We start from the raw sequence: 26,439 nt of genomic DNA on the forward strand, positions 1-26,439 counted from the left end.
ATCACATGAGCATCGACACCCGCCTGACCGAACTTGGCATCACCCTGCCCGACGCACCCGCACCTGCGGCGAATTATGTGCCCTATGCGCGCACCGGCAATACCGTCTTCGTCTCGGGCCAGATCAGCCAGGATGAAAACGGGCTGATCAAGGGCCGCCTGGGTGATGGCATGTCCGTGGCCGATGGCGCGGCGGCTGCCCGCCGTTGCGGCCTTGCGCTGATTGCACAGGTCAAGGCCGCCACCGGATCGCTGGATCGGGTCGTGCGGGTGGTCAAGCTGACCGGCTTTGTCCAGTCCACCCCCGACTTCACCGACCAGCCCGAGGTGATCAACGGCTGCTCTGACCTGATGGTCGAGGTCTTTGGCGACAAGGGCCGCCATGCCCGCGCCGCCGTCAGCGCCCCCGCCCTGCCCCGTGGCGTGGCCGTCGAAATCGAAGCGATCTTCGAGGTGGAATGATGTCCCTGCCCCCGGTTTTCCTGCGCCTTCCCATCGCCCATCGCGGGCTGCACGACGCCACCATCCCGGAAAATTCGCTGGCCGCGATCGAGGCGGCAGTTCAGGCCGGCTATGGCATCGAGATCGACATTCAACCTGCCGCCGGCAACGTGCCGATGGTGTTTCACGATTATGACCTGACCCGGCTGGTGGGCGACGAGGGCTATATCGCCGATATCGACCCCGACGAGTTGGAGGCAATGCGGCTGAAAAACTCTGACCATGGCATCCCGACGCTGGCCGCCGCGCTGCGCGCCGTCGATGGCCAGGTGCCGCTGCTGATCGAGCTGAAGGATCAGGACGGCCGGCTTGGCGACCAGATTGGCGATCTGCACAGCCATGTGGCCGAGCAGTTGCAATCCTATGACGGGCCCGTTGCGGTCATGTCCTTCAATCCGCATATGGTCGCGGCCTTCCACCGCGAGGCACCGCAGATCCCCTGCGGCCTGACCACCTGTGCCTTTGCCCAGGACGACTGGCCGATGCTGGACGAGGAAACCCGCGACAATCTGGCCGCGATCACGGATTACGACGCTTCCGGCGCCTGCTTCATCTCGCATGACAAGGGCGATCTGACCAATCCCCGCGTCGACGCGCTGAAATCCGAGGGCACGCCGATCCTGTGCTGGACCATCCGCTCGGCCGAACAAGAAGCCACGGCACGCGAAATCGCCGATAACATCACGTTCGAGGGTTACAAGGCATCGGTGTGACCCAGGGCGATAGCGGGCACAGCCTGCACATCACAGACACAACCCGCGGCGATTCCGGGATCGAAACCGCCGCGGGCGAGGTATTCGCCCTGTTTCTGGACCGAGAGCGCGAGTTCGGCGTCAGCCCGGATGTCGTGATCGACCATCCCGATCTTGCGGCGTCAGATTTTCTTGACGATCCCGCAGCCTATCTGGCGCGACGGGTGGCTGCGGTCGCCTTGGACCGCAGAACGCCCATTGCCCGTGTTGTGATCCTGACAACCTTCGCTGACCGGATCGGGGCGGCGCTGGTCTATGCCGGCTATGATCTGGCGATGCTGGATCTGGGGGCGGGGCCGGATGGAACGGCGGCATTGGCCCGCGAACTGTCATCCGACGGGTTGGTGCTGTATGTCGAGGCGGTGGATGAGGGTGATCCGAAGATCGCACCGACCTTTGCCTTGCGGCTGCTGGATGACGCGGGGCGGCTTTGTGCGGGGGCCTGCGGCTCGGTCCATGCGGTTGCGGGCGGATCGGGCGCATGGCTGGCGGCGATGGCCGTGCGGCCGGGCATGCCGCAGGGGACCGGCACGGCGCTGGTTCACGCGATGATTGCCCATCTGCGGCAAGCCGGGGTCGGGCAGATCGACCTTGGCAGCCAGACGGCGGACCGTTTTTATGAAAAGCTGGGCTTCCAGCGGCGGCATCTGCTGTTGCCACACCTGCGCTGGCGTCGCGATGCGGCCGGACAGGAACATTGGCACGATCTGGTGATGATGCGGCTGACATTGCCAGAGGATGCCGAGGGATGATGCAGATGGATCATGCCGCAACCGCCCCGCGCCGCTTGCTGATCACCGGCGCCTCTCGCGGGATCGGGCGGGCGGCGGCGCTGATCGCGGCGGCGCAGGGATGGCCGGTGGCGGTGAATTACCGGCAGGACCGCGCTGCGGCGGATGCGGTGGTGGCCGCAATTGCCGCGCAGAGCGGGCAATCGGTGGCTTTGCAAGCCGATGTGTCCGACCCCGCGCAGGTCGAGCCGCTGTTCGATGCGGCCGAAGCCGCGCTTGGCGGGCTTGATGCGGTGATCGTCAATGCGGGCATCGTCGCGCCGGTGATGAAGCTGGCCCAGATGGATGACGCCCGACTTGATCGGATGGTGCGGGTCAACGTGCTGGGTTCGCTGTATTGCGCCCGAGAGGCGGCGCGTCGCCTGCCGCGCCCCAAGGATCAGCCGCCTGCGGCGATCCTGTTGATGTCATCGGCCTCGGCGCGTCTGGGTTCTCCGGGCGAGTTCGTAGATTATGCCGCGACCAAGGGGGCGATCGACACGCTGACGCTGGGGCTGGCGCGGGAACTGGGGTCCGAAAATATCCGAGTGAACGCCATCCGCCCCGGCCTGATCGACACGGACATGCAGGCCGATAGCGGTATTCCCGACCGTGCCTTTCGGATGGCGGGAAACATTCCGATGGGCCGCCCCGGCACCGCCGATGAGGTAGCCCGCGCCGCCATCTGGCTGGTCAGCGACGCCGCCCGCTATGTCAGCGGCGCCATTCTGGATGTCAGCGGCGGCCGCTAGGCCGCCGCTCGCCGATCATGCGGGGGCCGAGGCGCGGCGACGGCGCTGCTGGCCGAAACGACGCGGCTTTCCGCCTGCCGACTGCTCGGTCTTGGCACCACCGCCTTGACCCGGCTTGCGCCCGCGCGAATGGTTCGGTGCCTTGCCGTGACGGCCGCCCGGCGCCTGCGCGTCGGGACGCCCGGCCAGAGGGCTTTTGCCGCTGGCGACCGGGATCTCCAGCTTCATGACCTTCTGGATCTGACGCAGCTGATCGGCCTCGTCCGGGGCGCAAAAGGCAATCGCCTCGCCCTCGCGACCGGCGCGAGCGGTGCGGCCGATGCGGTGGACATAATTGTCCGGCGTATCGGGCAGTTCATAGTTGATGACGTAAGCCACACCCGGAATGTCGATCCCGCGCGCCGCCACATCGGTGGCCACCAGCACCTTGACCGAGCCCTCGCGGAAGGCCTTGATCGCCCGGTCCCGCTGGCCCTGGCTTTTGTTGCCGTGGATCGAGGCGGCGTTATAGCCATCGGCCACCAGCCCCTTCATCAGCTTCTCGGCACCATGCTTGGTGCGCGCAAAAACCAGCGTCAGCGCGTCCAGATCGCGCGACAGGATCTCGCGCAGCTTGGTCGGCTTGGCCGCCTTGTCGAGGAAATGCACCGATTGCGTCACCTTGTCGGCAGCCTTGCCGGGGGGCGAAACCTGCACCCGCTTGGGGTCAGTCAGATAGGCGCGCGACAGTTCTTCCATCTGGCTCGGCATGGTGGCCGAAAACAGCATGGTGCGACGCGGCGTGCCAAGGCGCGGCGCGATCTTCCGCAGCGCGTGAATAAAGCCCATGTCCAGCATCTGATCGGCCTCGTCCAGCACCAGTTGCTTGACGGTGGACAGGTCCACCGCACGGCGGTCGATCAGGTCGATCAGCCGGCCCGGCGTGGCGACCAGAATATCGGTGCCCTGCGCCAACAACTGAATCTGGCGGCCAATCGACTGGCCACCAACGACGGTGTTGATGCGCAGCTTGGTGCCGGCGGTCAGCGGGCGCAGGCTGTCGGCGATCTGGTTCACCAGTTCGCGCGTGGGGGCCAGCACCAGTGCCTTGACGGTCTTGGGCGCCGGCCGACCGGGCGCCTTGGACAGCGCGTCGATCAGCGGCAGGCCAAAGGCCAGCGTCTTGCCGGTGCCGGTCTGGGCCAGGCCCAGGATGTCATGCCCTTCCAGCGCCAGCGGGATCGCCTGCGCCTGGATCGGGGTCGGTTCGGAAAATCCAGAGGTTTTCAGCACCTGGATCAGGTTCGGCGCAAGGCCGAGAGTGGTAAAGTCGAACAAAATCTATCCTTTAGCCCGATCACGGCCAATGGGCCGGGGGCATGGTCGAATGGGCAGACCATCCATGACCTGCGCGCGGGTTGCGGCCAAACCACACGCGCCTGGCAGAATGCCCTGGGCGGTCGGCTTGGCGTTTAGCACCCTGCGTGATGGGAACCGGGAATATCTGATCGCTGATGCACCCGAAAAGGCCGATATCGGCAAAGGGGCACGGCTGCCTCACGCGGCGGCGCAGCGAACAATGGCCATCTGGGGCTTGACGGGCAGAAAGTCAAGCCGGGAACTGTTTCAAATCAGAACCATCTGTCCCGAACGCAACTGCCATCCAGCGGCATGTCGTCGAAAGTCTCGGCCCCGTCAAAGCGGTAAAGCCAGTTCGGCCACCTCTTGCGGTTCGGCCAGCCGCAGGTTCACCTCGATCCGCTCGCCCTCGAAATCATAGGCCCACAGCACGCCGTAAAGCCGACACAGCGTGCAATTGCAGATGGTCGCGGCCTCGGGCTGGCCGCCAAACACCCATGTCAACCTGCCGCAATGGCAGCTTCCCTGCAAATCCGCACTCATCACAATACCGATGATCCACCACCCGTCGGATGATGCCACAGGCTTTGCAACCCGTCATCGGGACCGGCCAATTCCCGGCGGAACTTGGCAGAACCGGGCCCGAGGAAGTGCTGCATTTCGACATAGCCCACTGACCGCCCCGCGCAGTGACGTTCCGTAATCCCCCACCTGACAATCCGCGAAAGCCACCTTATCTCTGTCCGCATGAACAGTGACGCAATCAGCATTGAGACCCATCCCGACATCAGCACGATCCCGGCGGCAGACTGGGACCGGCTGGCAGGCCCGCATCCCTTTACCTCGCACCGCTTCCTTCACGCGCTAGAGGTCTCGGGCTCGGTCGGGCGCGGCACCGGCTGGCAACCGCTGCACCTTGCCGCACGGCAAAACGGCGAACTGATCGGGGTTGCGCCGCTTTATGCCAAATCACACAGCCAGGGCGAATATATCTTCGACCATGCCTGGGCCGAGGCGTATATGCGCGCCGGCGGCGACTACTATCCGAAACTGCAATGCGCCGTGCCCTTCACGCCCGCAACCGGCCCGCGCCTGCTTTCGCCCGATCCGGCCGTCAAGCAGGCGCTGTTGGCGGGCATGGCCCAAATCGCACAGCGGGTCGGGGCGTCGGGCGTGCATGTGACCTTCTGCACCGAGGAAGAGGCGGAATTGGGCGCAGAAGCTGGCTTTCTGCCCCGCACCACCCAGCAATATCACTGGGTGAACCGCGACTATGCCGATTTCGATGCGTTTCTGGCCGATCTCTCGTCACGCAAGCGCAAGGCGATCCGCAAGGAACGCGAGCGGGCGCAGGGCTTTGGCGGGACCATTCGCGCGCTGAGGGGCGACGAAATCAAGCCCGAGCATTGGGATGCCTTCTGGGCCTTCTATCAGGATACCGGCAGCCGCAAATGGGGGCGTCCCTATCTGACACGTGCCTTTTTCGACCAGATACACGACACGATGCGCGACGACATCCTGCTGGTTCTGGCCGAACGCGACGGCAGGCCCATCGCCGGGGCGCTGAATTTCATCGGCACCGATACGCTTTACGGTCGCTATTGGGGCTGTGTCGAGGATCACCCCTTCCTGCATTTCGAGCTGTGCTATCACCAGGCGATCGACTTCGCGATCGAAACCGGGCTGGCGCGGGTCGAGGCCGGGGCGCAGGGCGAACACAAGCTGGCGCGGGGCTATCTGCCGGTGGAAATCCATTCGCTGCATTGGGTGCAGGATCCGGGTTTCCTGCGCGCCCTTGCGGATTATCTGGATCAGGAACGCAGTGCCGTCGGCGCTGAAATCGCCGAGATCGCGGATTGGGGGCCGTTCCGGCGCGGCGACTGATCGCCTATTCTGCCGCCGTGACGGTCGAAAAGACCGGCTGCATGCTGTCAAGCTGGCTGGCCGACAGATGGCACTTGATCCGATGCCCGCCGGGCAGGTCCTTCAGTGGTGGCATCTCGGTCTCGCACAGGTTGCCCGGCACCTGCGATTTCCACCGGCACCGGGTCTGGAACGGGCAGCCTGGCGGCGGGTTCACGGCGGATGGAATATCCCCCTCCAGCACGATCTTGCGCTTCTGGATATGGGTGTCGGCAATGGGCACGGCCGATAGCAGCGCCTCGGTATAGGGGTGATAGGGCGGGTTGAAGACCTGATCGGTATCGCCCAGTTCGACCACATGACCCAGATACATGACCATGACCCGATCGCTGAGATAGCGCACGATGCCAAGGTCATGGCTTATGAACAAAAGCGTCGTGCCATTCTCGCGCTGAATATCCATCAGAAGCTGGGTCACCGCCGCCTGCACACTGACATCCAGCGCGCTGACCGGCTCGTCCGCGACCACGATCCTGGCGCCCCCGGCAAAGGCCCGAGCGATGCCGACCCGCTGTTTCTGCCCGCCCGACAGCTGGCGCGGCATGCGTTCGGCAAAGGCGCGCGGCAGCTTCACAAGGTCCAGAAGCTGCAACATCCGTTCGCGCCGCTCGGCATCCGTCTTGCCCTCGCCAAAGATTTCCAGCGCGCGGATGATCTGCCGCCCCACGGTCATGGACGGGTTCAGCGTGTCGAACGGGTTCTGAAACACCATCTGCACGGATGAAACCGTATCGGTCTTTCGCTTTTCGACCGGCGTATCCTCGATCGACTGATCATACAGCAGGATCTGCCCCGAGGTTGCGGTTTCCAGCCCCATCAGCACCTTGGCAAAGGTCGACTTGCCACAGCCTGATTCACCGACAATGGCCAGCGTCTCGCCCTCGCGCGCGTCGAAGGACAGCGATTCATTGGCCTTGACGACCTGCCCGGCACCGCCGGCGCCGAACAGACCGGCGCTGGTGTGATAGTATTTTCGCACATCCTCCATCCGCAGCACCACCTCGCCGATGGGGGTTTTTTCGGTGGTGACGGCGGCCTTGGGCGGGGCGGTCCAGTCGATCTGGTCAAAGCGCAGACAGCGACTGTCATGACGCGCCTCGCCCGGCACCGCAATCATCGGAATATCGCCCCGGTCACAGAGCCCACCGACGAAATAATCGCAGCGCGGGCCGAAATTGCAGCCCGTGGGGCGTTCATGCGGCAGGGGAAAATTGCCCGGAATGGCGACCAGCGGCCGGCTGTTCTTGTTCGCGCCGGGCAAGGGAATGGATCGGAACAGCGCCTGCGTATAGGGGTGGCGCATATGGTCAAAGACCTGTTCGACGCTGCCGGTTTCCACGGCTTCGCCTGAATACATGACGCAGATGCGGTCGCAGGTTTCCAGGATCAGGCCAAGATTGTGGCTGATGAACAGCATCGAGGTGCCGTATTTCCGCCCCAGGTCCTTGACCAGTTCGACGATCCCCGCCTCGACCGTCACATCCAGCGCGGTGGTCGGCTCATCAAGGATCAACAGTGCAGGCTTCGACATCAGCGCCATCGCAATGACGATGCGCTGCTGCTGCCCGCCCGACAATTGGTGCGGATAGCTGCGCAGGATGCGGTCGGGATCGGGCAGGCGCACATCGGCCACCAATTGCCGGGCCAGTGCCATCGCCGCGGCCTTGTCCATGTTTTCATGCAGCATCGGAACCTCGGCCAGTTGGTCGCCGATGCGCATGGCGGGGTTCAGGCTGGCCATGGGTTCCTGATAGATCATGGCGATCTGGCTGCCCCTGATCTGGCGCAGCTCTTCCTGCGTCATCTGGGTCATGTCGCGGCCCCGGAACTTGATACTGCCGCCGACAATGCGCCCGTTGACGCCAAGGTCCTGCATCACCCCAAGCGCGACGGTGGACTTGCCGCAGCCGGATTCGCCGACCAGCCCCACGGCCTCGCCCGGCATGATGGTGCAGGAAAAGTCCATCACGGCAGGGATTTCGCGCAGCCGGGTGAAGAAGCTGATCGAAAGCTTGTCGATTTCAAGGATCGGGGTCTGGCTACCGGCGTCGGTGGCTTGATCGGTCATGGCATCAATCCCTCAGACTTTCTTCGCGCAAGCCATCGGCCAGCAGGTTCAGGCCAAGGACCAGCGACATCAGCGCCAATGCGGGCGCCAGCGCGGCATGGGGATAGGCGGTCAGCAACCGTCGCCCCTGATTGATGGTCGATCCCCAATCCGGGCTTTCGGGCGAAACGCCCAGGCCAAAGAAGCCAAGCGTCCCCAAAAGGATCGTCGTGTAGCCGATGCGCAGGCAGAAATCGACGATCAGCGGGCCTCGGGCATTGGGCAGAATTTCCCACAGCATGATATAGGCGCCGCTTTCGCCCCGCGTCTGCGCGGCGGCGACATAATCGCGGTTGCGGATGTCCATCGTGATGCCGCGCACGATGCGAAACACCGTGGGCGCGTTGACGAAAACCACCGCGATGAACACGTTCAGCAGGTTCGGCGGCATGCGCCAGACGCCCAACGGATCGGCGTCGAACACCAGCCCCGCATAGGCCCACAGGCCGAGCACGCCCATAATCCCCAGCCAGCGCCATTTCTTGCCGGGCTGGGTGACGAACCGGGTCTGGATCATCAGCCCGATCAGCAACAGCGGAATGGCGAACAGAAGGGCGGCCATGATGTTGGGGATGCCGGTGGCGCGAATTTCCGGCGTGACCAGCAGGAAGAACAGCAGGATCACCGGAAAGGCCAGCACCAGATTGGCCAGAAAGGAAAGCAGGTCATCACGCCAGCCGCCGATATAGCCCGCCGGCAGCCCCAGACAGATCCCCACCGCATAGGCGATCAGCGCGGCGGCGGGCGCGATTTTCAACACGTCCCGCGCCCCCATTACCATGCGCGAAAACACATCCCGCGCCAGTGAATCCCCACCCAGCAGGTAATAGGGATAGCCGGTTTCCTGTCCGGTCGGCGTGCCGGGCACGGCGTTCTTCATCCCCGACAGTTGCGCCAGCGGGTCATGCGTGGCGATCTGCGGCGCGAAGATCGCCACCAGCAGCCAGAACAGCACCAGCGCAAAGCCGACCATGCCGATGCCGGAATCAAACAGCTTGCCATAAAGCCCCAACCGCCGCTTGAACCGGATCGACAGCGCAAAGACCAGCGCCATCCCGGCCCAGGCGGGCCAGAACTGCACAGCCATCCGTCCGAGGATTGCGAACCAGCCAATCTCCTCCATCTACGAGATCCTTATGCGCGGGTTCAGCCAGACGTAACCCAGATCAGAAATCAGCTGCGTCACCAGCACCAGAACCACCGCGACGACCGAACAGGCCAGCAAAAGCTCGATATCATTGTTCCCGGCGGCCTCAACCAGGGTCCAGCCGAAACCGGGATAGCTGAACAGAACCTCGACGATGACGACACCGTTCAGAAGCCAGGGGAATTGCAGCATGATCACGGTAAAGGGCGCGATCAGCGCGTTGCGCAGCGCGTGTTTCACCACGACCTGCCGGAAGGGCACGCCCTTCAGCCGGGCGGTGCGGATATATTGCTGGGTCATCACCTCGGTCATGGATGCCCGCGTCATCCGCGCGATATAGCCCATGCCATACAGCGCGACCGTCACCACCGGCAGGGTGAAATTCCAGAACGTCGCATCCTCGATGGCGGATCGGGCATTGCCCTGAAACAGCACCGGCGTGCTGATCAGCCCCCATTCCTTCAACAGGGGCGACAGCCCGACCTGCGAACTGGCCAGCAGCGCCACCAGCAAGACCCCCATCACGTATTCCGGCGTCGAGGTCGAAGCGATGGCCGCCGTCGACAGCGCCCGGTCGGTGCGTGACCCCTCGCGCATGCCGGCCAGCACGCCAAGGATCAGCGCCGATGGCACCATGACCAGCATCACCCAGAACATCAGCTTGCCGGTCGCCGCCAGCCGGTCGGAGATGATCCCCGCCACCGGCGCCTTGAAGCGCGTGGACCAGCCCCATTCGCCCTGCAACACCCCGCAGAAACGCGGCGCATTGGCCTTGTCCGTTGCCAGGTCGACGCAGCGCCCGCGCGGATTGCCGTTGCTGTCCTGCCCGGTCCAGCCGGGCAACACCCCCAGCCATTCGCCATATCGCGTCAGCATCGGCCGGTCATAGCCATTCCCTGCCAGCCAGCTGACCACATCCGCATCCGACATCCGGGCCGAGCCCTGACCCTTGGCCAGCTTTTCCAGATTTGGTTGCAGATTGGTCAGCGCAAAGACCACGAAGGTCAAAACCAGCGCCGAGACGATGATCATCGCAAACCGGCGGATCAGGAACTTGAGCACGGTCGCACCCCCTCGTTCATGAAAATGGCGGCCCTTTCGGGGGGCCACCGCTGGTCGGTTTATTCAGGCGCGACCCAGTAATAGTGGTAACGCACCTCGAAGGTCGGATGGATCGCCGCGCCGCCGATATTGGGCTTGGCGTGGCGATAGGTGTTGCGCCAATAGGGCAGGATCACCACGCTGTCATCGCGCATCATCTGTTCGGCCTGCGCCATGATCGCCTTGCGCGCCTCGACGTCCGGGGTGGCCATGGCCTGATCCATCAGCGCGTCAAAGGCCGGGTTGCGATAACCGGCCTCGTTCCAGGCGGCGGTGCTGTAATAGGCCAGCTTCATCACCTGAACGCCAAGCGGGCGCATGTTCCATTCGGTCGCGCTGAAGGGGAATTTCAGCCAGTCGTTCCAATAAGTTGCGCCGGGCAGGATCTTGCGTTCGATGGTAAAACCGGCATCGCGCAATTGCGCCGCAATGGCGTCGCAGGTGGCTGCCTGATAATCCTCGTCCAGCGAGACCAGCTCGATCGCGGGCGCCCCCGCCGCGTCATAGGCCGCCTTGGCCGCAGCCGGATCGACCACCAGCGGCGGCAGAGGCGCATATTCGGGATGCAGCGGACAGACATGGTGGTTCTCACCCGCCGTGCCCTGCCCGTCATAGCCCAGTTCCAGAACCTTCGCGTTGTCCACGGCCAACTGCACGGCCTTGCGGACCTCGGGGTTGGTGAAGGGTTCCTGTTCCTGGTTGAAACGCACGGCCAGCGTATTCGCCGTCAGCGCCTCGGACTTGACCCAGCCAATGCCGTCGAACAGGTCGATGAAATCGCCGATGGTGTTATAGTCCAGGTCGATCTCGCCGCCTTCGGCTGCGGCCAGCCAGGCGGCAGGATCGGTGCCCAGATCAACGAATTCGATCTGGTCCAGCCAGGCGCCCTTGCCTTCGTTCCACCAGACATGGTCGGGGTTCCGCTCGATCACCGCGCCCACGCCGGCCTCGTGGCTGACCGGGCGATAGGGACCGGTACCGATGGGCTCGGCCACCGGGTCGTTGCCAGTGAAGGACGGATGCACCACCGCCGCCGGATAATCGGCGCAGCCGACGATGATCGTGATGTCTGGGGCGGAAAGCTTCAGCTTCAGTGTATGGTCATCGACGACTTCGACAGCATCGGCGCGCAATTGGTTCGTCGCCGGATCGACCATGGTGGAAAACCGCGACGCCATGGAATTGCCTTCCACAGTGCCATCGCACCAGCGTTCGATATTGTGACGGATATGCTCGGCCGTCAGATCATCGCCATTGTTCCACTTCACGCCGGGCCGGACATGCAGCGTGTATTCGGTGGCGTCGTCATTCACGTCCCAGCTTTCCAGCAGGACGGGCAGAACCGAACCGTCGTTTTCATAGCTGGCCAGATATTCCAGCCAGCCCCGGCAGACATTCGACAGTTCCGACCAGTCCCAGGTGCGCGGGTCCTTCTGCGCCTTGATATACATCTGCATCTTGATGCTGCCGCCCATCACCGGCTCGCCCGCAGGCTGCGCCTTCACCGGCGCGGCGAGCCCGATCATCCCATAGGCGGCGGTCGCGGTGACGCCCAAAGCCGTGGCGCGGGTCAGAAATTCGCGCCGGCTTAACTGGCCGGCCTGCGCCTCGGCCGCATAGATCCACGCCTTGGGGTGCAGCGGGGGAAACTTGCTGTCTTTCGGCATTCTTGATGTCCTCCAGTTGATGAGATGGCGGCTGTCTTACCGCGCTGTTCTTGTCCACAGCCTAACGATTTGGGCCTACTCTGCGAAGAAAAAAAGCGACCGCCCCCCCAGCCCGTTACGCGCGCATGCGATCCCCCGCCGGGTCGAATGGTGGCCGATGCGCGATGCGGGCAGCATAGCGGCGGCCCAGAATCTCGACCTGCAATTCGGGCGCCAGCACCTCGGCCGCCAGCCCGGCGGGCAGATATCCCTGCGCCATCGAGGCCCCCACGCCATGCGCATATCCGCCCGAGGTGACCCAGCCTGCCACCGCCCAATCGCCATCGCGCTGAATATCGGGACGCGGCACCTCGCGACCCTCGGCATCGAAACGCGGGGCGCCGAAATCATGGGTCGGCGTGATCGCGTCGGATGGATTGCCGATCCGCGCCCAGATCGGTTCGTCGCCCATCACGTCTGCCGTATCAGCCTCGATGATCAGAGAGACGCGGGACAGCTTGCCGCCCTCGGCCTTCTCCTTCGCCGCCGCATCGCGTCCGATGAAATCTTTTTCCAGTTTAACGAATCGCTCCATCCCGGCCTCGTAAGGGCCATAGATGGGGCGCAGTTCCGCGAACCATGTCGGAAAGTTCTTCTCAAGCCGCATCGACAGCAGCGCGCGCATACCGAAATCGACCAGCCCAAGGTCTGCGCCAGCCTCATGCATGGCCAGATAAACCCTGCGCTGAAACGCGGGCCGCATCCAGATTTCATAGCCCAGATCGCCGGTATAGGTGATGCGATTCACCAGACAGGGCGAACCGGCAATGTCCATCTGCCGGAAATCCATGAAGCGGAAGGCGGCGTTCGACACATCCTCATCCGTCAGCCGCGCCAGCAGATCGCGGCTGCGCGGCCCGGCGATGGACAGGCCGACCAGATCGGTGCCAAAGCGGTGCAGCCTGACCGAGCCATCGGCGGGCAGATGGCTTTCAAACCATCGCATGTGATATTTGCTGGCCGCGATACTGCCCCAGATCAGAAAGCGTTCGGGCGCGGCGCGGGCGATGGTGAAATCGCCGATCAGCTTGCCCTCGGGGTTCAGCATCGGCGTCAGCACCAGCCGCCCCAGTTTCGGCATGTGATTGGTCATCAGCCGGTCAAGGAAAGCCTCGGCCCCCGGCCCCGAGACCTCATATTTCGCAAAGTTGGAAATCTCGGTCACGCCGACGCCCTCGCGGACTGCGCGCACCTCTGCCCCCACATGGGCGAAATCGGTCGAGCGGTGGAACATCGGCACATCCCGCGCCTCTTCCGCCGAGGGGGCGAACCACAAAGGCGCCTCAAGCCCCCAGTTATCGCCCATGACGGCGTGCTTGTCGCGGGTCAGCACGTCATAGATCGGCGTCGTTTCCTGAGGCCGCGCGGCGGGCAGTTCCTCATTCGGGAAGCGGATGGAAAACCGGCGCGAGTAATTCTCGCGCACCTTGGCATTGGTGTATCGAAGCGTCGCCCATTCGCCGTAACGCGCCACGTCCATCGCAAAGACATCATGCCCCGGATCGCCCGTGGTCATCCAGTTGGCCAGCACCAACCCCACGCCGCCACCCTGCGAAAAGCCCGCCATGACCGCGCAGGCAGACCAGAAATTCGTCAGCCCCGGCACCGGCCCGACCAGGGGGTTGCCGTCAGGGGCAAAGGTGAACGGCCCGTTGATGATGGTCTTGATCCCCGCGCGTTCGTAGGGCGGGAAATGGCGGAAACCGATTTCCAGCGAAGGCGCGATGCGGTCCAGATCAGGCTCCAGCAGTTCATGCCCGAAATCCCAGGGCGTCATGACCGGGGACCACGGCTTCGCCGCCTTCTCATAGGTGCCCAGCAGGATGCCATTGCGTTCCTGCCGCGTGTAGATTTCACCCTTGAAGTCGATCACACCGACCAGTTCGCGGCCCGTCTTGGCGTTGAATTCCATGACCTCGGGCATGTCCTCGGTCAGCAGATACATATGCTCCATCGCCAGCACGGGCAGTTCGACGCCGACCATACGGCCGATCTCACGCGCCCACAGACCGCCCGCATTCACCACATGCTCGGCCCGGATGGTGCCGTTTTGCGTCACCACGTTCCACGTCCCATCCGCGTCCTGCGTCAACTCCTTCACCGGGTTGCGCAATTCGATCTGCGCGCCAAGGGCCCGCGCGGCCTTGGCATAGGCATGGGTGGTGCCCGAGGGGTCCAGATGCCCTTCGACCGGGTCCCACAACGCGCCAACGAATTGCGTCTCGTCCATAAGCGGGAACATCGCCTTGGCCTCGGACGGCGTGATCAGTTCCGTCTGCATGCCGATGGCGCGGCCCCGTGCATGGGTCAGGCGCAGCCAGTCCATGCGTTCGGGGCTGTCTGCCAGCATCACGCCGCCGGTCAGATGCAGCCCGCAGGCCTGACCCGACAGCCGCTCAAGCTCGTCATACAGCCCGACCGTATAGGCCTGAAGCTTGGCCACATTCGGATCACCATTCAGCGTGTGAAAGCCCCCCGCCGCGTGCCAGCTGGACCCCGAGGTCAGTTCCGAGCGTTCAATCAGCAGCGCATCGGTCCAGCCAGCGCGGGCCAGATGGAACAGCACCGAACAGCCAACGACGCCGCCGCCGATCACCACCACGCGAACGTTTCTGTCACTCATCCGATCACCGAGAAGCTGGAATTGGGGTTTACCACGCGCTTGCGGGAATAGGTGCCAAGGTCGATCACCCGGTCGATCCGTTCCAGATGGAACGTCAGGGGATCGGCGTCATGGTCATGGCCCGCCTGACAGCGGGTCACGATATGCGCCATGATCTTGCCCACCACGGGGGCGTTCTTGAACTGGTTCCCGCTGGTCCCGCAGGCCATATAGAAACCGGGCAGGTCCGATGTGTCATAGATCGGCAGCCAGTCATCGCTGACATCATACATCGCGACGACCCCCTTGGCCTGACCGGGGATCGGCAGTTCAGGAAACCGCTGCGCCACGCGCATCACGTTCACCGTCCACTGATCGGTGAATTCCTGCAACAAGCTGTCAGGATCATCGACCCATTCGCGCGGATCGCATTGCGGATCGCCCGAGCCGATGCACATCACGCCGGGCGCCTCGGGGCGCGCATAGGTCTCGGTATCGCCATCGGAATAGACGTAGCCCTTGGCGCCGAAATCGAAATTCCGCGGGCCGGGGATATAGGCCACCTCTTGCCGGTTGGCGCGGGTGGATATGTTCATCCCCTCGACAACCCCCGCCATCGCGTTCAGCCGCGAGGACCACGGCCCGCCGGCATTGATCACCACCGGCGCGTCGATCTGCCGCCCGTCGGTCAGCGTCACGCCCGCCACCCGGCCATCCGCCTGCCGAACCTCGGCCACGGCGGCGCGGAACAGGAAGATTGCGCCGTGGGCCTCGGCGGCTTGCTTCAGGTTCTCGGCGGCAAGCTTGGGGTCGTTCACGAACCCGCCCTGAGGGAAAAACACCGCCCCCGCGATCTGCCCCCCGGTTGGTTCGCAAAAGCCATCATCCTCGGGGCGCTTGGGCGGGTAATAGGCCTGCACGTCGACGCCGGGCAGATAGTCGGCGATCCGCTCTGTCGGGACGTCCTCATAGGGGCAACCGATATGGTCCATCATCTGCTTCACATGGACCAGATTCTTGTTTGCCGGCCCCTTGATGACCAGACAGCCGGTCTCGTTATAGCGGATCAGCGGCACGCCCTCGGGCAGCGCCACATGCGCCGCCCAATCGCGCCAGTAATGCCAGCCCTCATAGGCCAGCGCGCAGGATGCCTCGACCGAGTAATAGGTGCGGATGATCGCGCTGCTGGCCGAGGTCGACCCGGACCCCGCATCCGGCCCCTTGTCGATATTCAACGTGCGCCAGCCCAGCTTGGCCAGTTCAAAGGCGATGGCGCTGCCTATGACGCCGGCACCGATGATGATGGCGTCATGGCGGTCAGGCATGTGCGGGCTCCTCGGCCGGATATTGTCCCATGGCCAGCAGGGCCGCGCGCAGCGCCGCGACCAGGTCGGGCGGGCTGTCCAGCCCCGTGGTGAAGAAAATCCCCGGCCGCGGCGCGGTCCAGCCGACGACCACCAGCCCCTGCGCGGCCGGTTCATAAGCCTGCGCCAGTTGCCAGCTGAGGCAGTCGATGGCCGCGATGTCGGCCTGCCCCTCGGCCACGGCGCGGATGGACGCGCGATGTGCACCGGTCCACAGCACCCGTTCCGCCGACAGCGCGGCATCCTCGGCAATACCCAGCCAGCCCGAACGCGAATCGGGCTGGTTCGCGGCCCATGGCAGATGCTGGATGCCATCCGGTATCACCGCACGCTGACCCGGCTGCGCGGAAATGCCCTGGCGCATGATCAGCGCGGATCGGTAATAGATCCCTTCACCACCATGAACGCCATCATAACTCCGCTGCGCCAGGATCTGCTGCGCGGTGCACATGCCAAGATCGACCGTGCCCCAGCAGCATTCGGTCATCACCGTCCGCCGGTCGCGCCAGATGGCAAGCAGGTCGTCCATCTCGACCGGGTGGCTAAGCTCGGGCAGGCCGGGGACGCGGGCGCGGATACCCTGCCAGAAGGCCAGCGTTTCCACGCGCACTTCGGGCCAGTCATACATCGGCAGGGCGGCCGCGCTCATGGCTGCGGCCCTTGGCGATAAAGGGCGGGATGTTCGACGGGTTCCTTCCGATGAACCGCATGCGCGCGAAACAGCGCCCAATAGTTGCGATAGACATAGCCCTGATTCAGCGCCAGCCATTCATCGCGATGTTCGCGATACAGCGCCGCCAGCCGATACCAGGGTGCACCCGGCCGCTTGTGATGGACGACATGCAGATTGTTGTTCAGAAACAGCAGCGAAAGCGGCGAGCGTTCGACGATCAGCGTGCGCCCGTCCGGGGTCTCGTGCCAGCGATGCTCGGCAAAGGTGCGGATGGAAATCAGCGCAAGGCTGCCCCAGACCACGACAAGCACATACAGCCAGACCGGAATGCCCCACCAGACCAGCGCCACAATCACCGGCAGGCATCCCAGCAGGTTCAGCACCCATGCCAGCCGCACGCCGGGACCATCGGCGGCAATCGCCCGCGCCTCGGCACGCAGAAAGGCCACGCCACCCAGCCACGGCCCCAGCACCATCCGCCCCAGCAGCGTATTGTTCACGTGCAACAGCCCGCGCAACCATGCGGGCATCCGGCGATAGTGCCACGCAGCCTTGTAATAGCTTTCGGGATCTTCGAAGGGATCGGTCAGCCGCGCGTCATTGTGATGCTTCAGATGCGTCTCGCGATAGCGGCGATAGGGCCAGATCAAGCCCAGATTCACGCCCACCAGCGCCTCGTTCAGCAAGCGGCTGCGCGTTGGATGACCATGCAGGTTCTCATGGACAAGCGAGGAATGCATGGCCGCGCAAATCGTCATCAGCAGCAAGGCCAAGACCGGATAGGCAGGCCACAAAGCCGCGCCAGCCACGATCCACAGCCCGTATGTGATGACGGTCAAAGCGACCGTAGGCCATTCGACCCGCATCATGTCTCCTTGCTCAATGGGGAAATTGTGCGAAGGCGCAGGCGGTGCCGCAAGCGGATTATCGTCACAAAAGGCGTGATTTGTTTTCAAAAGTCACGCTATGCTGCGGAAAATAACAGGACTGCCGATGGACAAGCGCAATACATCCGAAACCTTTCGCCAGCGCCTGCAACAGCTGCAAGCGCAAAGCGGGCTGTCGCAATCCGGCTTTGCCGCCCGCATCGGCATCGACCGATCCGCCCTGTCACAACTGCTGTCCGGGCGAGAGGTGCGGCTGCCCCGCGCAGAAACACTGGTCGCGCTGGCGGCCCGTTTCAATGTTTCGACCGACTGGCTTCTGGGGCTTGCGGCCGATCCGTCGATCGCCTCGGAAACCATGGACCGCACGGAAATCCAGCCAAGCGACGGCCATGCGGATCCGGCGCTGATCCAGCAGTGGCATCAGGAAACCTTGGGGCAAAAGGTGCGGTCCGTGCCTTCACGCCTGCCTGCGATGCTGCGCACCGGTGATGTGATCGCCTTTGAAACCGCGAACCGCCCAGGTGCGCTGGAACGTGCGAAGGCGCTGACGGCCTTTCAACTGGGCCATGCCCGGCAGCCCGAATCCGACATGGAAATGTGCGTGTCGGTTCAGCGGATGCAGGAATTCGCCGTCGGGGCGGGCCTGTGGTATGGCCTGCCCAAGGATACGCGGCGCGCGCAATTGCGGCATATGGCCGATTTGATCGACGAGATGTATCCCAGCTTTCGGCTGTATCTTTATGACGGGCTCAGCGGTTATCTGCTGCCGCAGATCCTGTTCGGCTATCAGCGGGCGGCAATCTTTGCGGGCGATATCTACCTGATGATCCGTGCCCGCCAGACCATCCGCGACCTGGTGCGCGGCTTTGACGGGCAGGTGCGGGCGGCACGGATTCACGCGCATGAGACCGGGGACTTTCTGCGCAGTCTGTGACTTTTCACAACAGATGTGCTGTCCAGATACCCGATTGCACGATACCCGCCCCCGGCGCGATCATCGGGCGGCAATCATCGGGACGGCCGCCATGAACGAACCAATGCACGCCCGCCGCGGCCGCCGCGCCCCTCGCAAGCCCGGCGCGTTGGAACAGATGCCCTGGCGCATTCCGCTGAACCTTGATGCCCCGACCCAGCCCATCGACCAGGCCGGGGTTCAGGCGATTCATCAGGGCGTCATGGCGATCCTGCGCGATATCGGCATCGAGTTCCTGAACGACGAGGCGCTGACGCTGTTCCGTCAGGCGGGCTGCATCGTCCAGGGCCAGAATGTCCGCATGGACGAGGATTTCGTGACCGAGATGCTGGCCCGTGCGCCCGGCCCCTTCACGATGACGCCCCGCAACCCCAAGCGGCAGGTGACCATCGGTGGCAAGCATATGGTTTTCATCAATGTCAGCTCGCCACCGAACAGCTGGGACATGCTGCGCGGCAAGCGGCCTGGCGATTTCGATACCTTCCGCGATTTCATGAAGCTGACGCAGTTCTTCAACTGCATCCATATCGCGGGCGGCTATCCGGTGGAACCGATCGACATCCACCCCTCGGTCCGGCATCTGGACTGCCTTTTTGAAAAGCTGACCCTGACCGACAAGGTCGTCCACGCCTATTCCCTTGGCCGCGAGCGGGTCGAGGACGTGATGGAGATGACCCGCATCGCCGGCGGCCTGACGGACGAGGCGTTCCGCGCGCGGGCGCATATGTATACGAATATCAACTCGGTCAGCCCGCTGAAGCATGATTTCCCGATGATCGACGGGGCGCTGCGTTGCGCCCGTGCCGGGCAGGCGGTGATCGTGACGCCCTTCACGCTGGCCGGCGCGATGGCTCCGGTCACGCTGGCGGGTGCGGTGGCGCTGTCTTTGGCCGAGGGGCTGTCGGCGATTGCCCTGTTGCAATATGCGGCGCCGGGCTGTCCGGTGGGCTTTGGCACCTTCACCAGCAATGTGGACATGAAATCCGGCGCGCCGGCTTTCGGCACGCCGGAATATATGCGCGCGACCCAGATCAGCGGGCAGATGGCGCGGTTCTATAACCTGCCCTTGCGGTCCTCGGGCGTCTGCACGGCGAATATTCCCGATGCGCAGGCGATGTGGGAAACCAGCAACAGCCTTTGGGCCGCCGTGCAATCGGGGACCAATATGGTCTATCATGCGGCGGGCTGGCTGGAGGGCGGGCTGATCGCCAGCCCCGAGAAATTCGTGCTGGATTGCGAGGTCTTGCAGATGATCCAGCGCTATATGGAGCCGGTCCTGACCCAGACCACGCCCGACGATATCGCGCTGGACGCCATCGCCGAGGTCGGGCCGAACGGCCATTACTTCGGCTGCGCCCATACGCAGGAACGCTATACCGAGGCCTTCTATTCGCCCATCGCATCCGACTGGCGCAATTTCGAGGCCTGGGAACTGGCCGGCGCCGAGGACAGCATCGCCCGCGCCCACCGCATTTCCCGCGAGATCATTGACAATTTCACCCCGCCCCCGATGGACGAGGCCATTCGCGACGAACTGGCCGATTTCGTCGCACGTCGCAAGGCCGAGGGCGGCGCGCCGACCGATTTCTGACCGTCATGCAGGGGGATTGGGACCATATCATCGTGGGCGCAGGGTCGTCGGGCTGCGTGCTGGCGGCGCGGCTGGCCCAGGCCGGCCGACGGGTGCTGCTGCTAGAGGCCGGGGGCGATGACCGGCGGCTATTCGTGCAGATGCCGCTTGGCTATGGCAAGTTGTTCATGGATCCGGCGGTCAACTGGAACTATGCGGCCCAGCCTGATCCGGGGCTGCTGGGCAATCGTGATCATTGGCCGCGCGGGCGGCTGCTGGGCGGGTCGTCCTCCATCAACGCGATGGTCTGGATCCGGGGGCATCCGGGGGATTACGACGATTGGGCGACGGCGGGTGCGACCGGGTGGGGCTGGTCGGATGTGCTGCCGGCCTTCCGCGCGCTGGAGGATAATCAGGCCGGTGCGGATGAATGGCGGGGCGCGGGCGGGCCGCTGCATGTCGCGGCCTGCCGGGATGGCCTGCACCCGCTGACCCGCGCTTTCCTGACGGCTGCGGGGCAGGCCGGACTGGCGCAGAACGCCGATTTCAACGGTGCGACGATGGCGGGCGTCGGCACCTATCAGCAGACCGTGGCAGGCGGGCGCAGGAACAGCACGGCACGGGCCTTTCTGCGCCCGGCCCTGCGCCGCCACCGGGGGCTGAAGGTGGTCACCGGTGCCATGGTCACGCGCGTGCTGATCCGCGATGGCCGGGCCGTGGGTGTCGATTATTGCCGCGCGGGCCAGACGGATCAGGCAGTGGCCGGCGAGGTGATACTGTCGGGCGGGGCGATCAACACGCCGCAACTGCTGATGCTGTCCGGCATCGGACCGGGGGCGCATCTGCACGCGATGGGGCTGCCCGTGCTGGTCGACAATCCCAATGTCGGCGCGCATCTCAGCGATCATCAGGGCATCAACTATACATGGCGTGCCACGATCCCCAGCCTGAACGACCTGCTGCGGCCGTGGTGGGGCAAGCTGCGCGTCGGGATCGAGTGGCTGGCCCTGCGGCGCGGCGTTCTGGCCCGCTCGATCAACCATGCGGGCGGGTTCTTCCGCACGGATCCGGGCCGGGACAGGCCGAACATGCAACTGTATTTTCAGGCCTTCTCGACCCTGCTGCCACGGGCGGGCGAACGCCCGGTGCTGACGCCCGACCCGTTTTCAGGCTTTTCCATCGGGCTGTCGAATTGCCGGCCTTTGTCTCGCGGACGGATCGAATTGGCCTCGGCCGATCCTTTTTCTCACCCGGCAATCACAGCCAATGCCTTTTCGCGAACAGAAGATGTGGCCGAGATGCTGGCGGCGGTAAAGATGCTGCGCCATATCGCCGCCCAGCCCGCGATGCGGCCCCTGATCGCCGAGGAACTGCGCCCCGGCCCCGATGTGCAGGATGACGATGCGCTGATCCATGATGTCCGCGCACGATCCGGCACCGTCTATCACCCCTGCTGCACGGCCCGGATGGGTGGCGATCCGGCAAGGTCGGTGCTGGATGCGGCGCTGCATGTGCGCGGAGTTCAGGGGTTGCGGGTCTGTGATGCGTCCGCTTTTCCCAGCCTGCCGGGCGGCAATATCAATGCGGCAGCGATCCTGATGGGGTGGCGCGGGGCTGATATGGTGCTGGGGCGTGCCTAGAACCGGCCCCTAGCACTGGTCGTCATCCCTCGGCGCGCCGCCACCAAAGGGCTGGCCACCACGCGGATCGGGCGGATCCTGCTGCATTTGCAGATGCAGGTCATCGCCGCGATAGGGGTGGGCCGTGATCACATCCATGTCGATCTCGATCCCCAGGCCCGGCGCATCGGGCACCTGGATGAACCCGTCCTGCCAGCGCAGCGAATCATTGCCGATCAACTGGCGGTGGAAATCGCCGCCTGTGCCGATCGTCTCGATCATCAGAAGGTTCGGGATCACCGCGCCCAGCTGCACGCTGGCGGCCCATTCGACCGGGCCGCAATACAGATGTGGCGCGATCTGCACGCCATAGATCTCGGCGGCGGCTGCGATCTTGCGCACCTCCCATATGCCACCGGCGCGGCCGATGGCGGGTTGCAGCACACCCGCAGCACCGGCCCGCAGGATCGGCGCAAATTCCCACCGGGTCGTCAGCCTTTCGCCGGTCGCCACCGGAATGCTGGTGGCCCGCGCGACCTGCGCCATGGCGGGCACGTCATCGGGGGGGACGGGTTCCTCGAACCACAGCGGGCGCAGCGGTTCCAGCGCCCTGGCCAGCCGGATCGCGCCCGAGGGTGTGAACTGCCCATGCGTGCCGAACAGCAGATCGGCGCGGTCGCCCACTGCCTGCCGGATCGCCGTCGCGATGGCGACCGAACGGCCGATGTCGGCCAGCGAGGGTTGATGCCCGCCCCGGATCGTATAGGGGCCGGCGGGGTCGAATTTCAGCGCCGTGAACCCCTGCTGGACCATGCGGGCGGCCTGTCTGGCATGGGCATCCGCATCGGCCCAGAAATCCGGCGTCCGGTCGCCCGGACCGGGATAGATATAGGAATAGCTGCGCAGCCGGTCATTGACCTTGCCGCCCAGAAGCGCATGCACAGGACGCCCGCGCGCCTTGCCCAGGATGTCCCAGCAGGCGATCTCCAGCCCCGAAAAGGCACCCATCACCGTCAGGTCCGGCCGCTGCGTGAAACCGGCGGAATAGGCCCGGCGGAACATCATCTCGATCTGTTCGGGGTTTTCGCCCTGCATATGGCGGGCAAAGACATCCTGGATCACCGCGCGCATGGCGGCGGGGCCCACGGATGCGGCATAGACCTCGCCCCAGCCGTGAATGCCGGTATCGGTCGTCAGGCGCACAAGGGTGAAATAGCGCCCGCCCCAACCCGGTGGCGGGGTGCCGACAACGAAGATCTCGCAAGCTTCAAGGCGCATGAGCGGCAGATTGCGCCGCTGCCCCCGCATTGTCTAGGGGCAAGTCCGCCGCCTAAAGCAGGTGGCGCAAGCGGGTATGGATCAGCGGAATGATCAGCCAGACCATCGCAATGACGATGATGGGAACAAGGATCAATGTCCGCAGAAACAGCGGCCATCCCTCGGTCAGTGGCGTCAGGATCATCAGCCCGACCGTGACCAGCGGATAGACAAAGGCAAAGACAAGCAAGGCAAAGCGGATGCGTGACGGTTGCACGGCAGAGGCGGACATGGCAGATACCCAATGGAACGATACGTTTCGTTTTCGACGATATAGAACGGAGCGTTCCGTTATTCAAGGAGCAATTCGATGCCCGAAAAACCGCGCCGCGCGACCGAGGACTCGGTGATGGCCGCCGCCGCCCGGATCATCGCCGAGGAGGGTTATCAGAACCTGACGATGGAAGGGGTGGCCCGGCTTGCGCGCGCGGGCAAGGCCACGGTCTATCGCTGGTGGCCAAGCCGGGGGCATCTGTTGCTGGCGCTGTATTCGCAGGCCAAGTCCGGCCTGACCGAACCCGATACCGGCGATCTGGAAAGCGATCTGACCGCCTATTTCAGCCAGATGCTGCACCAGTGGAATGGCGGTGACGGGCAAGAGGCGCTGGCCCCGATGCTGAGGCTGCTGATCGCCGAGGCCCAGACCGATGACACGATGCGCGCGGCGCTGTCGCGCGAAAGGCGCGAACGTTGGCTGCATCTGGACAATATCATGCGCCGCGCCCATCAACGCGGCCAGTTGAACCCCGCCCTGACGCTGGAACGCGCCGAACAGCGGGTGATTTCGATGATGTGGTATCTGCTGCTGAACGACACGCTGCCCCCCGCCGATCAGGCCGGCGAACTGGTGCGCGACGTTCTGGTCGATCTGCGGGGCTAGACTGGCCGCGCGAACAGCGCCGCGATGCATCGGCTTGGCTCTGGCAATCCTGCGCGGGGGGCCTATGTTGTGGCCGACGCAATCAACGGAAAGGACGTTCCCATGTCCCTGCGCATCAACGACATTGCCCCCGATTTCACCGCCAATTCGACCGAGGGTGAGATTCACTTTCACGACTGGCTTGGTGACAGCTATGCGATCATCTTCAGCCATCCCCGCGATTTCACCCCGGTCTGCACCACCGAATTTGGCGCAGTGGCGCAGTTGGCGGGCGAGTTCGAGAAGCGCAACACCAAGGTCATCGGGGTGTCGGTCGACAGCGTCGACGACCACCTGAAATGGAAGAATGACATCGCCCAATTCGCCGGCGCACCAGCGAATTTCGCGATCATCGACGACAGCGATCTGACCGTGGCCAAGGCCTATGACATGCTGCCCGCCGAATACTATCTGCCGACCGAGGGCCGCACGCCCGCCCATTCAGCCACCGTGCGCAGCGTCTTTATCATCGGCCCGGACAAGAAGGTCCGGCTGACCATGACCTATCCCATGTCGATCGGCCGCAACTTCGCGGAAATCCTGCGCGCGCTGGATGCGGTGCGGAAAACCGACGGCGTGCCGCTGGCCACGCCAGCAAACTGGGTGCCCGGTCAGGATGTGATCGTCGCCCTGGCGCTGGACGATGCTGCGGCCGAGGCGAAATATGGCAAGCTGGACAAGAAGCTGCCCTATCTGCGCTTTGCCAAGGACCCGGCCTGAGCCATTGGCCATGGGCCGCTCGGACCGGCCAGTTTCGCGCAAGCTTGTCCGCCTCGGCTTTCAACTGCTGGGGCGGGACCTTGCGCATCGGCAGGATCTGTGGCCCGGCCTGGCCGTTGACCGGCCCTCGGGCCAGGTGATCTGGCGCGGCCAGCCGTTGTTGCAGCTTGCCGCGCCTGCCGCAATCATACCCGATCAGTTGCCGCTGATCGCCGTGGTCGGCTCTGGCCCGTCGCTGAAGGCTCAGCGGATCGAGAGGCTTGGCCCCGGATCCGCCATCCTGTGCAATGGCGCGGCCAGCCTTGCCAGCCGCATCCGGCCACTTGCCGTCGCGGTCGAGGATGAGCGTTTCGTTTTTCGCCACCATGCGATGCTGGCCGCCCTGCCCCGCGACGTTCCGCTGCTGTTATCCGCCGCCGCGATCAGGGCCTGGGCAGAACGCGACGCCGCACCTTTGAAGAATCGTCAGGTGGCGCTGATCGACAATCTGGAAAAGCCCGTCGGCGGCCGGCGTCGCGCGCTGTCCGATCCGGCGCTGCGCGATGTCGTCATCCGCCAGCGGGACGGGGCCTTTTCGATCAGGCCCGATCTTGGTGTGGTCATCACCGGCACCGTCGCCTTTTCGGGCCTGCAATTCGCGCTGGCCGCCAGACCGGACCGGATTTTGCTTGCCGGCATCGACCTGACGAATGACAGCCAACCGCGCTTTTACGAGGGCGCGGACCAGGCGCCCTCGGGGCTAAGCGCCGGTCTGGACCGCATTCTTGGGGGGTTTGCACTGGCGCGCCAGAACGCCGAAAAGCGCGGCATCGCGCTGCACTGTGCTTCGCCGGTTTCAGCCTTGCTGAAGGTCGGCATCCCGCGCGATGATTGCCTGGACAACCCGCCGACTAGTGGCCTCTGATCCGGCGCATCAGCGCGACCAGCGGCGGAAAGCGCCGAAACGAGCCAGCCAGTTGCCGCACACCCGGCACGCGATCCCAGACCGGCAGGTCGGCAATATCGCTGCGCGAGGAGCGTTGAACGGCCAATGGTGCGCGCGTCGTCAGCACCATCAGTTCGGGATGCGCCGCACGCAGCCAGCCATAAGCGCCATCGACATGCATCGGCCCGCCCGCCGGATCGCCCGCCGACCGGGCCTGCATCGCCTGGAGGAAGGGAATGGCAAGTTCAGAAAAACGGGCGCTGACACCCATGAAATGCGCCAGAGGAAAGTGGTGCTGCGGTGAAAGGCGCAGCAGTTCTGCGCCGATCTCTTCATCACCGGGCTGGGGCACCTGCGGCGAGACCGAAAGGAACTGGTCCCAGTCCAGCCGATGCAGATCGTCGGTGATGGCTGCCAGCCGGTCGGCAAAACCGGGCGCGAAATCGGCGTCATCCTCTAGGATCAGCGCCCGGCTGACGCCGTCTTGCTGAATCTGCTGATGCAGCCGCAGATGGCTTTCAAAGCATCCCCGCGCACCGCGCGTCGGAAAGGCACCCGGATCGGGGGGAAAGCTGGCCTGGAACACGGTGACGGAAGGATGGTCAAGCCCCAGCCCGATGCGCCCCAGCTCGGCCTGCATTTCCCTGCGCCGATCGTCGCGATGGGCCAGGTTGATCACATAGATGCGGTCGAAAACCGACAAGAACGCCTGCGCCTCGGATTTCATCGCACCCTACCCCCCAAAAAAATGGCCCCGGATTTCTCCGAGGCCAT

Annotated in this window: 24 protein-coding genes; 11 read left to right on the top strand and 13 right to left on the bottom strand. The window is 64.4% G+C overall.

Features of this window, described 5'->3' with window-relative positions:
* Nucleotides 1–5: 5 nt before the first annotated feature.
* From FNJ84_RS13755 to FNJ84_RS13770, 4 genes are read left to right on the top strand one after another with little or no spacing between them, the layout of a single operon-like run.
* Nucleotides 6–461 carry a RidA family protein gene (locus tag FNJ84_RS13755; protein ID WP_143793784.1) on the top strand — a complete coding sequence of 152 codons (456 nt, stop codon included), beginning with the start codon at nt 6–8 and terminating at the stop codon, nt 459–461.
* Nucleotides 461–1,213: a glycerophosphodiester phosphodiesterase family protein gene (locus tag FNJ84_RS13760; protein ID WP_363323856.1), complete on the top strand. Its 753-nt coding sequence runs from the start codon at nt 461–463 to the stop codon at nt 1,211–1,213. The genes FNJ84_RS13755 and FNJ84_RS13760 overlap by 1 nt, the downstream gene beginning before the upstream one ends.
* Complete coding sequence (locus tag FNJ84_RS13765; RefSeq protein ID WP_143793786.1) at nt 1,210–2,004, top strand: GNAT family N-acetyltransferase; 795 nt, start codon at nt 1,210–1,212, stop codon at nt 2,002–2,004. The genes FNJ84_RS13760 and FNJ84_RS13765 overlap by 4 nt, the downstream gene beginning before the upstream one ends.
* Complete coding sequence (locus FNJ84_RS13770; RefSeq protein WP_255471209.1) at nt 2,001–2,774, top strand: SDR family oxidoreductase; 774 nt, start codon at nt 2,001–2,003, stop codon at nt 2,772–2,774. The genes FNJ84_RS13765 and FNJ84_RS13770 overlap by 4 nt, the downstream gene beginning before the upstream one ends.
* A 15-nt stretch (nt 2,775–2,789) precedes the next feature.
* Here the strand turns inward: FNJ84_RS13770 and FNJ84_RS13775 are convergent, their stop codons facing one another.
* Entirely contained in the window at nt 2,790–4,091 is a 1,302-nt protein-coding gene (locus tag FNJ84_RS13775) for a DEAD/DEAH box helicase (RefSeq protein WP_143793787.1), read from the bottom strand.
* 357 nt (nt 4,092–4,448) lie between these two features.
* Nucleotides 4,449–4,616 (bottom strand): hypothetical protein, encoded by a 168-nt coding sequence (locus FNJ84_RS22395; RefSeq protein ID WP_255471210.1) that lies wholly within the window; start codon nt 4,614–4,616, stop codon nt 4,449–4,451.
* Nucleotides 4,617–4,859: 243 nt separating this feature from the next.
* Here FNJ84_RS22395 and FNJ84_RS13785 point away from each other — a divergent pair, with 243 nt between their 5' ends.
* Nucleotides 4,860–5,996 (top strand): GNAT family N-acetyltransferase, encoded by a 1,137-nt coding sequence (locus FNJ84_RS13785; RefSeq protein WP_143793788.1) that lies wholly within the window; start codon nt 4,860–4,862, stop codon nt 5,994–5,996.
* 4 nt (nt 5,997–6,000) lie between these two features.
* Here the strand turns inward: FNJ84_RS13785 and FNJ84_RS13790 are convergent, their stop codons facing one another.
* The 8 genes from FNJ84_RS13790 to FNJ84_RS13825 form a co-directional block, all read right to left on the bottom strand.
* On the bottom strand, nt 6,001–8,103 hold the full coding sequence (locus FNJ84_RS13790; RefSeq protein WP_143793789.1) for an ABC transporter ATP-binding protein: 2,103 nt from the start codon (nt 8,101–8,103) through the stop codon (nt 6,001–6,003).
* A gap of 4 nt (nt 8,104–8,107) precedes the next feature.
* On the bottom strand, nt 8,108–9,265 hold the full coding sequence (locus FNJ84_RS13795) for an ABC transporter permease (protein ID WP_143793790.1): 1,158 nt from the start codon (nt 9,263–9,265) through the stop codon (nt 8,108–8,110).
* Entirely contained in the window at nt 9,266–10,351 is a 1,086-nt protein-coding gene (locus FNJ84_RS13800; RefSeq protein WP_143793791.1) for an ABC transporter permease, read from the bottom strand. It lies immediately after the preceding gene.
* Between the two features lie 59 nt (nt 10,352–10,410).
* Entirely contained in the window at nt 10,411–12,057 is a 1,647-nt protein-coding gene (locus FNJ84_RS13805; RefSeq protein ID WP_143793792.1) for an ABC transporter substrate-binding protein, read from the bottom strand.
* 115 nt (nt 12,058–12,172) lie between these two features.
* Nucleotides 12,173–14,719, bottom strand: a complete 2,547-nt coding sequence (locus tag FNJ84_RS13810; RefSeq protein ID WP_143793793.1) for an FAD-dependent oxidoreductase — start codon at nt 14,717–14,719, stop codon at nt 12,173–12,175.
* Nucleotides 14,716–16,023, bottom strand: a complete 1,308-nt coding sequence (locus tag FNJ84_RS13815; RefSeq protein WP_143793794.1) for an FAD-binding oxidoreductase — start codon at nt 16,021–16,023, stop codon at nt 14,716–14,718. Before FNJ84_RS13815 ends, FNJ84_RS13810 begins: the two co-directional genes overlap by 4 nt.
* A complete protein-coding gene (locus FNJ84_RS13820; protein WP_185968532.1) occupies nt 16,016–16,711 on the bottom strand; it encodes a PhnD/SsuA/transferrin family substrate-binding protein in 696 nt (231 codons plus the stop codon). The genes FNJ84_RS13815 and FNJ84_RS13820 overlap by 8 nt, the downstream gene beginning before the upstream one ends.
* Nucleotides 16,708–17,601: a fatty acid desaturase gene (locus FNJ84_RS13825; protein WP_363323855.1), complete on the bottom strand. Its 894-nt coding sequence runs from the start codon at nt 17,599–17,601 to the stop codon at nt 16,708–16,710. Before FNJ84_RS13825 ends, FNJ84_RS13820 begins: the two co-directional genes overlap by 4 nt.
* 127 nt (nt 17,602–17,728) lie before the next feature.
* Here FNJ84_RS13825 and FNJ84_RS13830 point away from each other — a divergent pair, with 127 nt between their 5' ends.
* The 3 genes from FNJ84_RS13830 (at nt 17,729) to FNJ84_RS13840 (ending at nt 21,805) form a co-directional block, all read left to right on the top strand.
* Nucleotides 17,729–18,556: a helix-turn-helix domain-containing protein gene (locus FNJ84_RS13830; protein WP_185968533.1), complete on the top strand. Its 828-nt coding sequence runs from the start codon at nt 17,729–17,731 to the stop codon at nt 18,554–18,556.
* A gap of 91 nt (nt 18,557–18,647) precedes the next feature.
* A complete protein-coding gene (locus FNJ84_RS13835; protein ID WP_143793798.1) occupies nt 18,648–20,186 on the top strand; it encodes a trimethylamine methyltransferase family protein in 1,539 nt (512 codons plus the stop codon).
* A gap of 5 nt (nt 20,187–20,191) precedes the next feature.
* Nucleotides 20,192–21,805 carry a GMC family oxidoreductase gene (locus FNJ84_RS13840; RefSeq protein WP_143793799.1) on the top strand — a complete coding sequence of 538 codons (1,614 nt, stop codon included), beginning with the start codon at nt 20,192–20,194 and terminating at the stop codon, nt 21,803–21,805.
* A gap of 9 nt (nt 21,806–21,814) precedes the next feature.
* On the opposite strand, the gene FNJ84_RS13845 is transcribed toward FNJ84_RS13840, so the two are convergent.
* Nucleotides 21,815–23,062 (bottom strand): mandelate racemase/muconate lactonizing enzyme family protein, encoded by a 1,248-nt coding sequence (locus tag FNJ84_RS13845; protein WP_143793800.1) that lies wholly within the window; start codon nt 23,060–23,062, stop codon nt 21,815–21,817.
* A gap of 52 nt (nt 23,063–23,114) precedes the next feature.
* The gene (locus FNJ84_RS13850; RefSeq protein ID WP_143793801.1) at nt 23,115–23,333 is read right to left on the bottom strand and encodes a hypothetical protein; all 219 of its coding nucleotides are present in this window, start codon (nt 23,331–23,333) and stop codon (nt 23,115–23,117) included.
* Nucleotides 23,334–23,411: 78 nt separating this feature from the next.
* On the opposite strand from FNJ84_RS13850, the gene FNJ84_RS13855 reads away from it, so the two are divergent.
* The 3 genes from FNJ84_RS13855 (at nt 23,412) to FNJ84_RS13865 (ending at nt 25,644) form a co-directional block, all read left to right on the top strand.
* The gene (locus tag FNJ84_RS13855) at nt 23,412–23,981 is read left to right on the top strand and encodes a TetR/AcrR family transcriptional regulator (protein WP_143793802.1); all 570 of its coding nucleotides are present in this window, start codon (nt 23,412–23,414) and stop codon (nt 23,979–23,981) included.
* A gap of 102 nt (nt 23,982–24,083) precedes the next feature.
* On the top strand, nt 24,084–24,740 hold the full coding sequence (locus tag FNJ84_RS13860) for a peroxiredoxin (RefSeq protein WP_143793803.1): 657 nt from the start codon (nt 24,084–24,086) through the stop codon (nt 24,738–24,740).
* Between the two features lie 10 nt (nt 24,741–24,750).
* Nucleotides 24,751–25,644 carry a glycosyl transferase gene (locus tag FNJ84_RS13865; protein ID WP_143793804.1) on the top strand — a complete coding sequence of 298 codons (894 nt, stop codon included), beginning with the start codon at nt 24,751–24,753 and terminating at the stop codon, nt 25,642–25,644.
* On the opposite strand, the gene FNJ84_RS13870 is transcribed toward FNJ84_RS13865, so the two are convergent.
* Nucleotides 25,631–26,392, bottom strand: coding sequence for a glycosyltransferase family 25 protein (locus tag FNJ84_RS13870; RefSeq protein WP_143793805.1), 762 nt, complete (start codon nt 26,390–26,392; stop codon nt 25,631–25,633). The genes FNJ84_RS13865 and FNJ84_RS13870 overlap by 14 nt on opposite strands.
* Nucleotides 26,393–26,439: the final 47 nt, after the last annotated feature.

Source organism: Paracoccus sp. M683, assembly GCF_007096355.1.
Taxonomy (GTDB): Bacteria; Pseudomonadota; Alphaproteobacteria; order Rhodobacterales; family Rhodobacteraceae; genus Paracoccus.

Excerpts from the sequence above, each read along its gene's own strand:
- FNJ84_RS13755 (WP_143793784.1), top strand. The coding sequence starts at position 6 with ATGAGCATCGACACCCGCCTGACCGAACTTGGCATCACCCTGCCCGAC.
- FNJ84_RS13760 (WP_363323856.1), top strand. The coding sequence starts at position 461 with ATGTCCCTGCCCCCGGTTTTCCTGCGCCTTCCCATCGCCCATCGCGGG.
- FNJ84_RS13770 (WP_255471209.1), top strand. The coding sequence starts at position 2,001 with ATGATGCAGATGGATCATGCCGCAACCGCCCCGCGCCGCTTGCTGATC.
- FNJ84_RS13785 (WP_143793788.1), top strand. The coding sequence starts at position 4,860 with ATGAACAGTGACGCAATCAGCATTGAGACCCATCCCGACATCAGCACG.
- FNJ84_RS13790 (WP_143793789.1), bottom strand. The coding sequence starts at position 8,103 with ATGACCGATCAAGCCACCGACGCCGGTAGCCAGACCCCGATCCTTGAA.
- FNJ84_RS13795 (WP_143793790.1), bottom strand. The coding sequence starts at position 9,265 with ATGGAGGAGATTGGCTGGTTCGCAATCCTCGGACGGATGGCTGTGCAG.
- FNJ84_RS13805 (WP_143793792.1), bottom strand. The coding sequence starts at position 12,057 with ATGCCGAAAGACAGCAAGTTTCCCCCGCTGCACCCCAAGGCGTGGATC.
- FNJ84_RS13810 (WP_143793793.1), bottom strand. The coding sequence starts at position 14,719 with ATGAGTGACAGAAACGTTCGCGTGGTGGTGATCGGCGGCGGCGTCGTT.
- FNJ84_RS13815 (WP_143793794.1), bottom strand. The coding sequence starts at position 16,023 with ATGCCTGACCGCCATGACGCCATCATCATCGGTGCCGGCGTCATAGGC.
- FNJ84_RS13820 (WP_185968532.1), bottom strand. The coding sequence starts at position 16,711 with ATGAGCGCGGCCGCCCTGCCGATGTATGACTGGCCCGAAGTGCGCGTG.
- FNJ84_RS13825 (WP_363323855.1), bottom strand. The coding sequence starts at position 17,601 with ATGCGGGTCGAATGGCCTACGGTCGCTTTGACCGTCATCACATACGGG.
- FNJ84_RS13830 (WP_185968533.1), top strand. The coding sequence starts at position 17,729 with ATGGACAAGCGCAATACATCCGAAACCTTTCGCCAGCGCCTGCAACAG.
- FNJ84_RS13835 (WP_143793798.1), top strand. The coding sequence starts at position 18,648 with ATGAACGAACCAATGCACGCCCGCCGCGGCCGCCGCGCCCCTCGCAAG.
- FNJ84_RS13840 (WP_143793799.1), top strand. The coding sequence starts at position 20,192 with ATGCAGGGGGATTGGGACCATATCATCGTGGGCGCAGGGTCGTCGGGC.
- FNJ84_RS13845 (WP_143793800.1), bottom strand. The coding sequence starts at position 23,062 with ATGCGCCTTGAAGCTTGCGAGATCTTCGTTGTCGGCACCCCGCCACCG.
- FNJ84_RS13850 (WP_143793801.1), bottom strand. The coding sequence starts at position 23,333 with ATGTCCGCCTCTGCCGTGCAACCGTCACGCATCCGCTTTGCCTTGCTT.
- FNJ84_RS13855 (WP_143793802.1), top strand. The coding sequence starts at position 23,412 with ATGCCCGAAAAACCGCGCCGCGCGACCGAGGACTCGGTGATGGCCGCC.
- FNJ84_RS13860 (WP_143793803.1), top strand. The coding sequence starts at position 24,084 with ATGTCCCTGCGCATCAACGACATTGCCCCCGATTTCACCGCCAATTCG.
- FNJ84_RS13865 (WP_143793804.1), top strand. The coding sequence starts at position 24,751 with ATGGGCCGCTCGGACCGGCCAGTTTCGCGCAAGCTTGTCCGCCTCGGC.
- FNJ84_RS13870 (WP_143793805.1), bottom strand. The coding sequence starts at position 26,392 with ATGAAATCCGAGGCGCAGGCGTTCTTGTCGGTTTTCGACCGCATCTAT.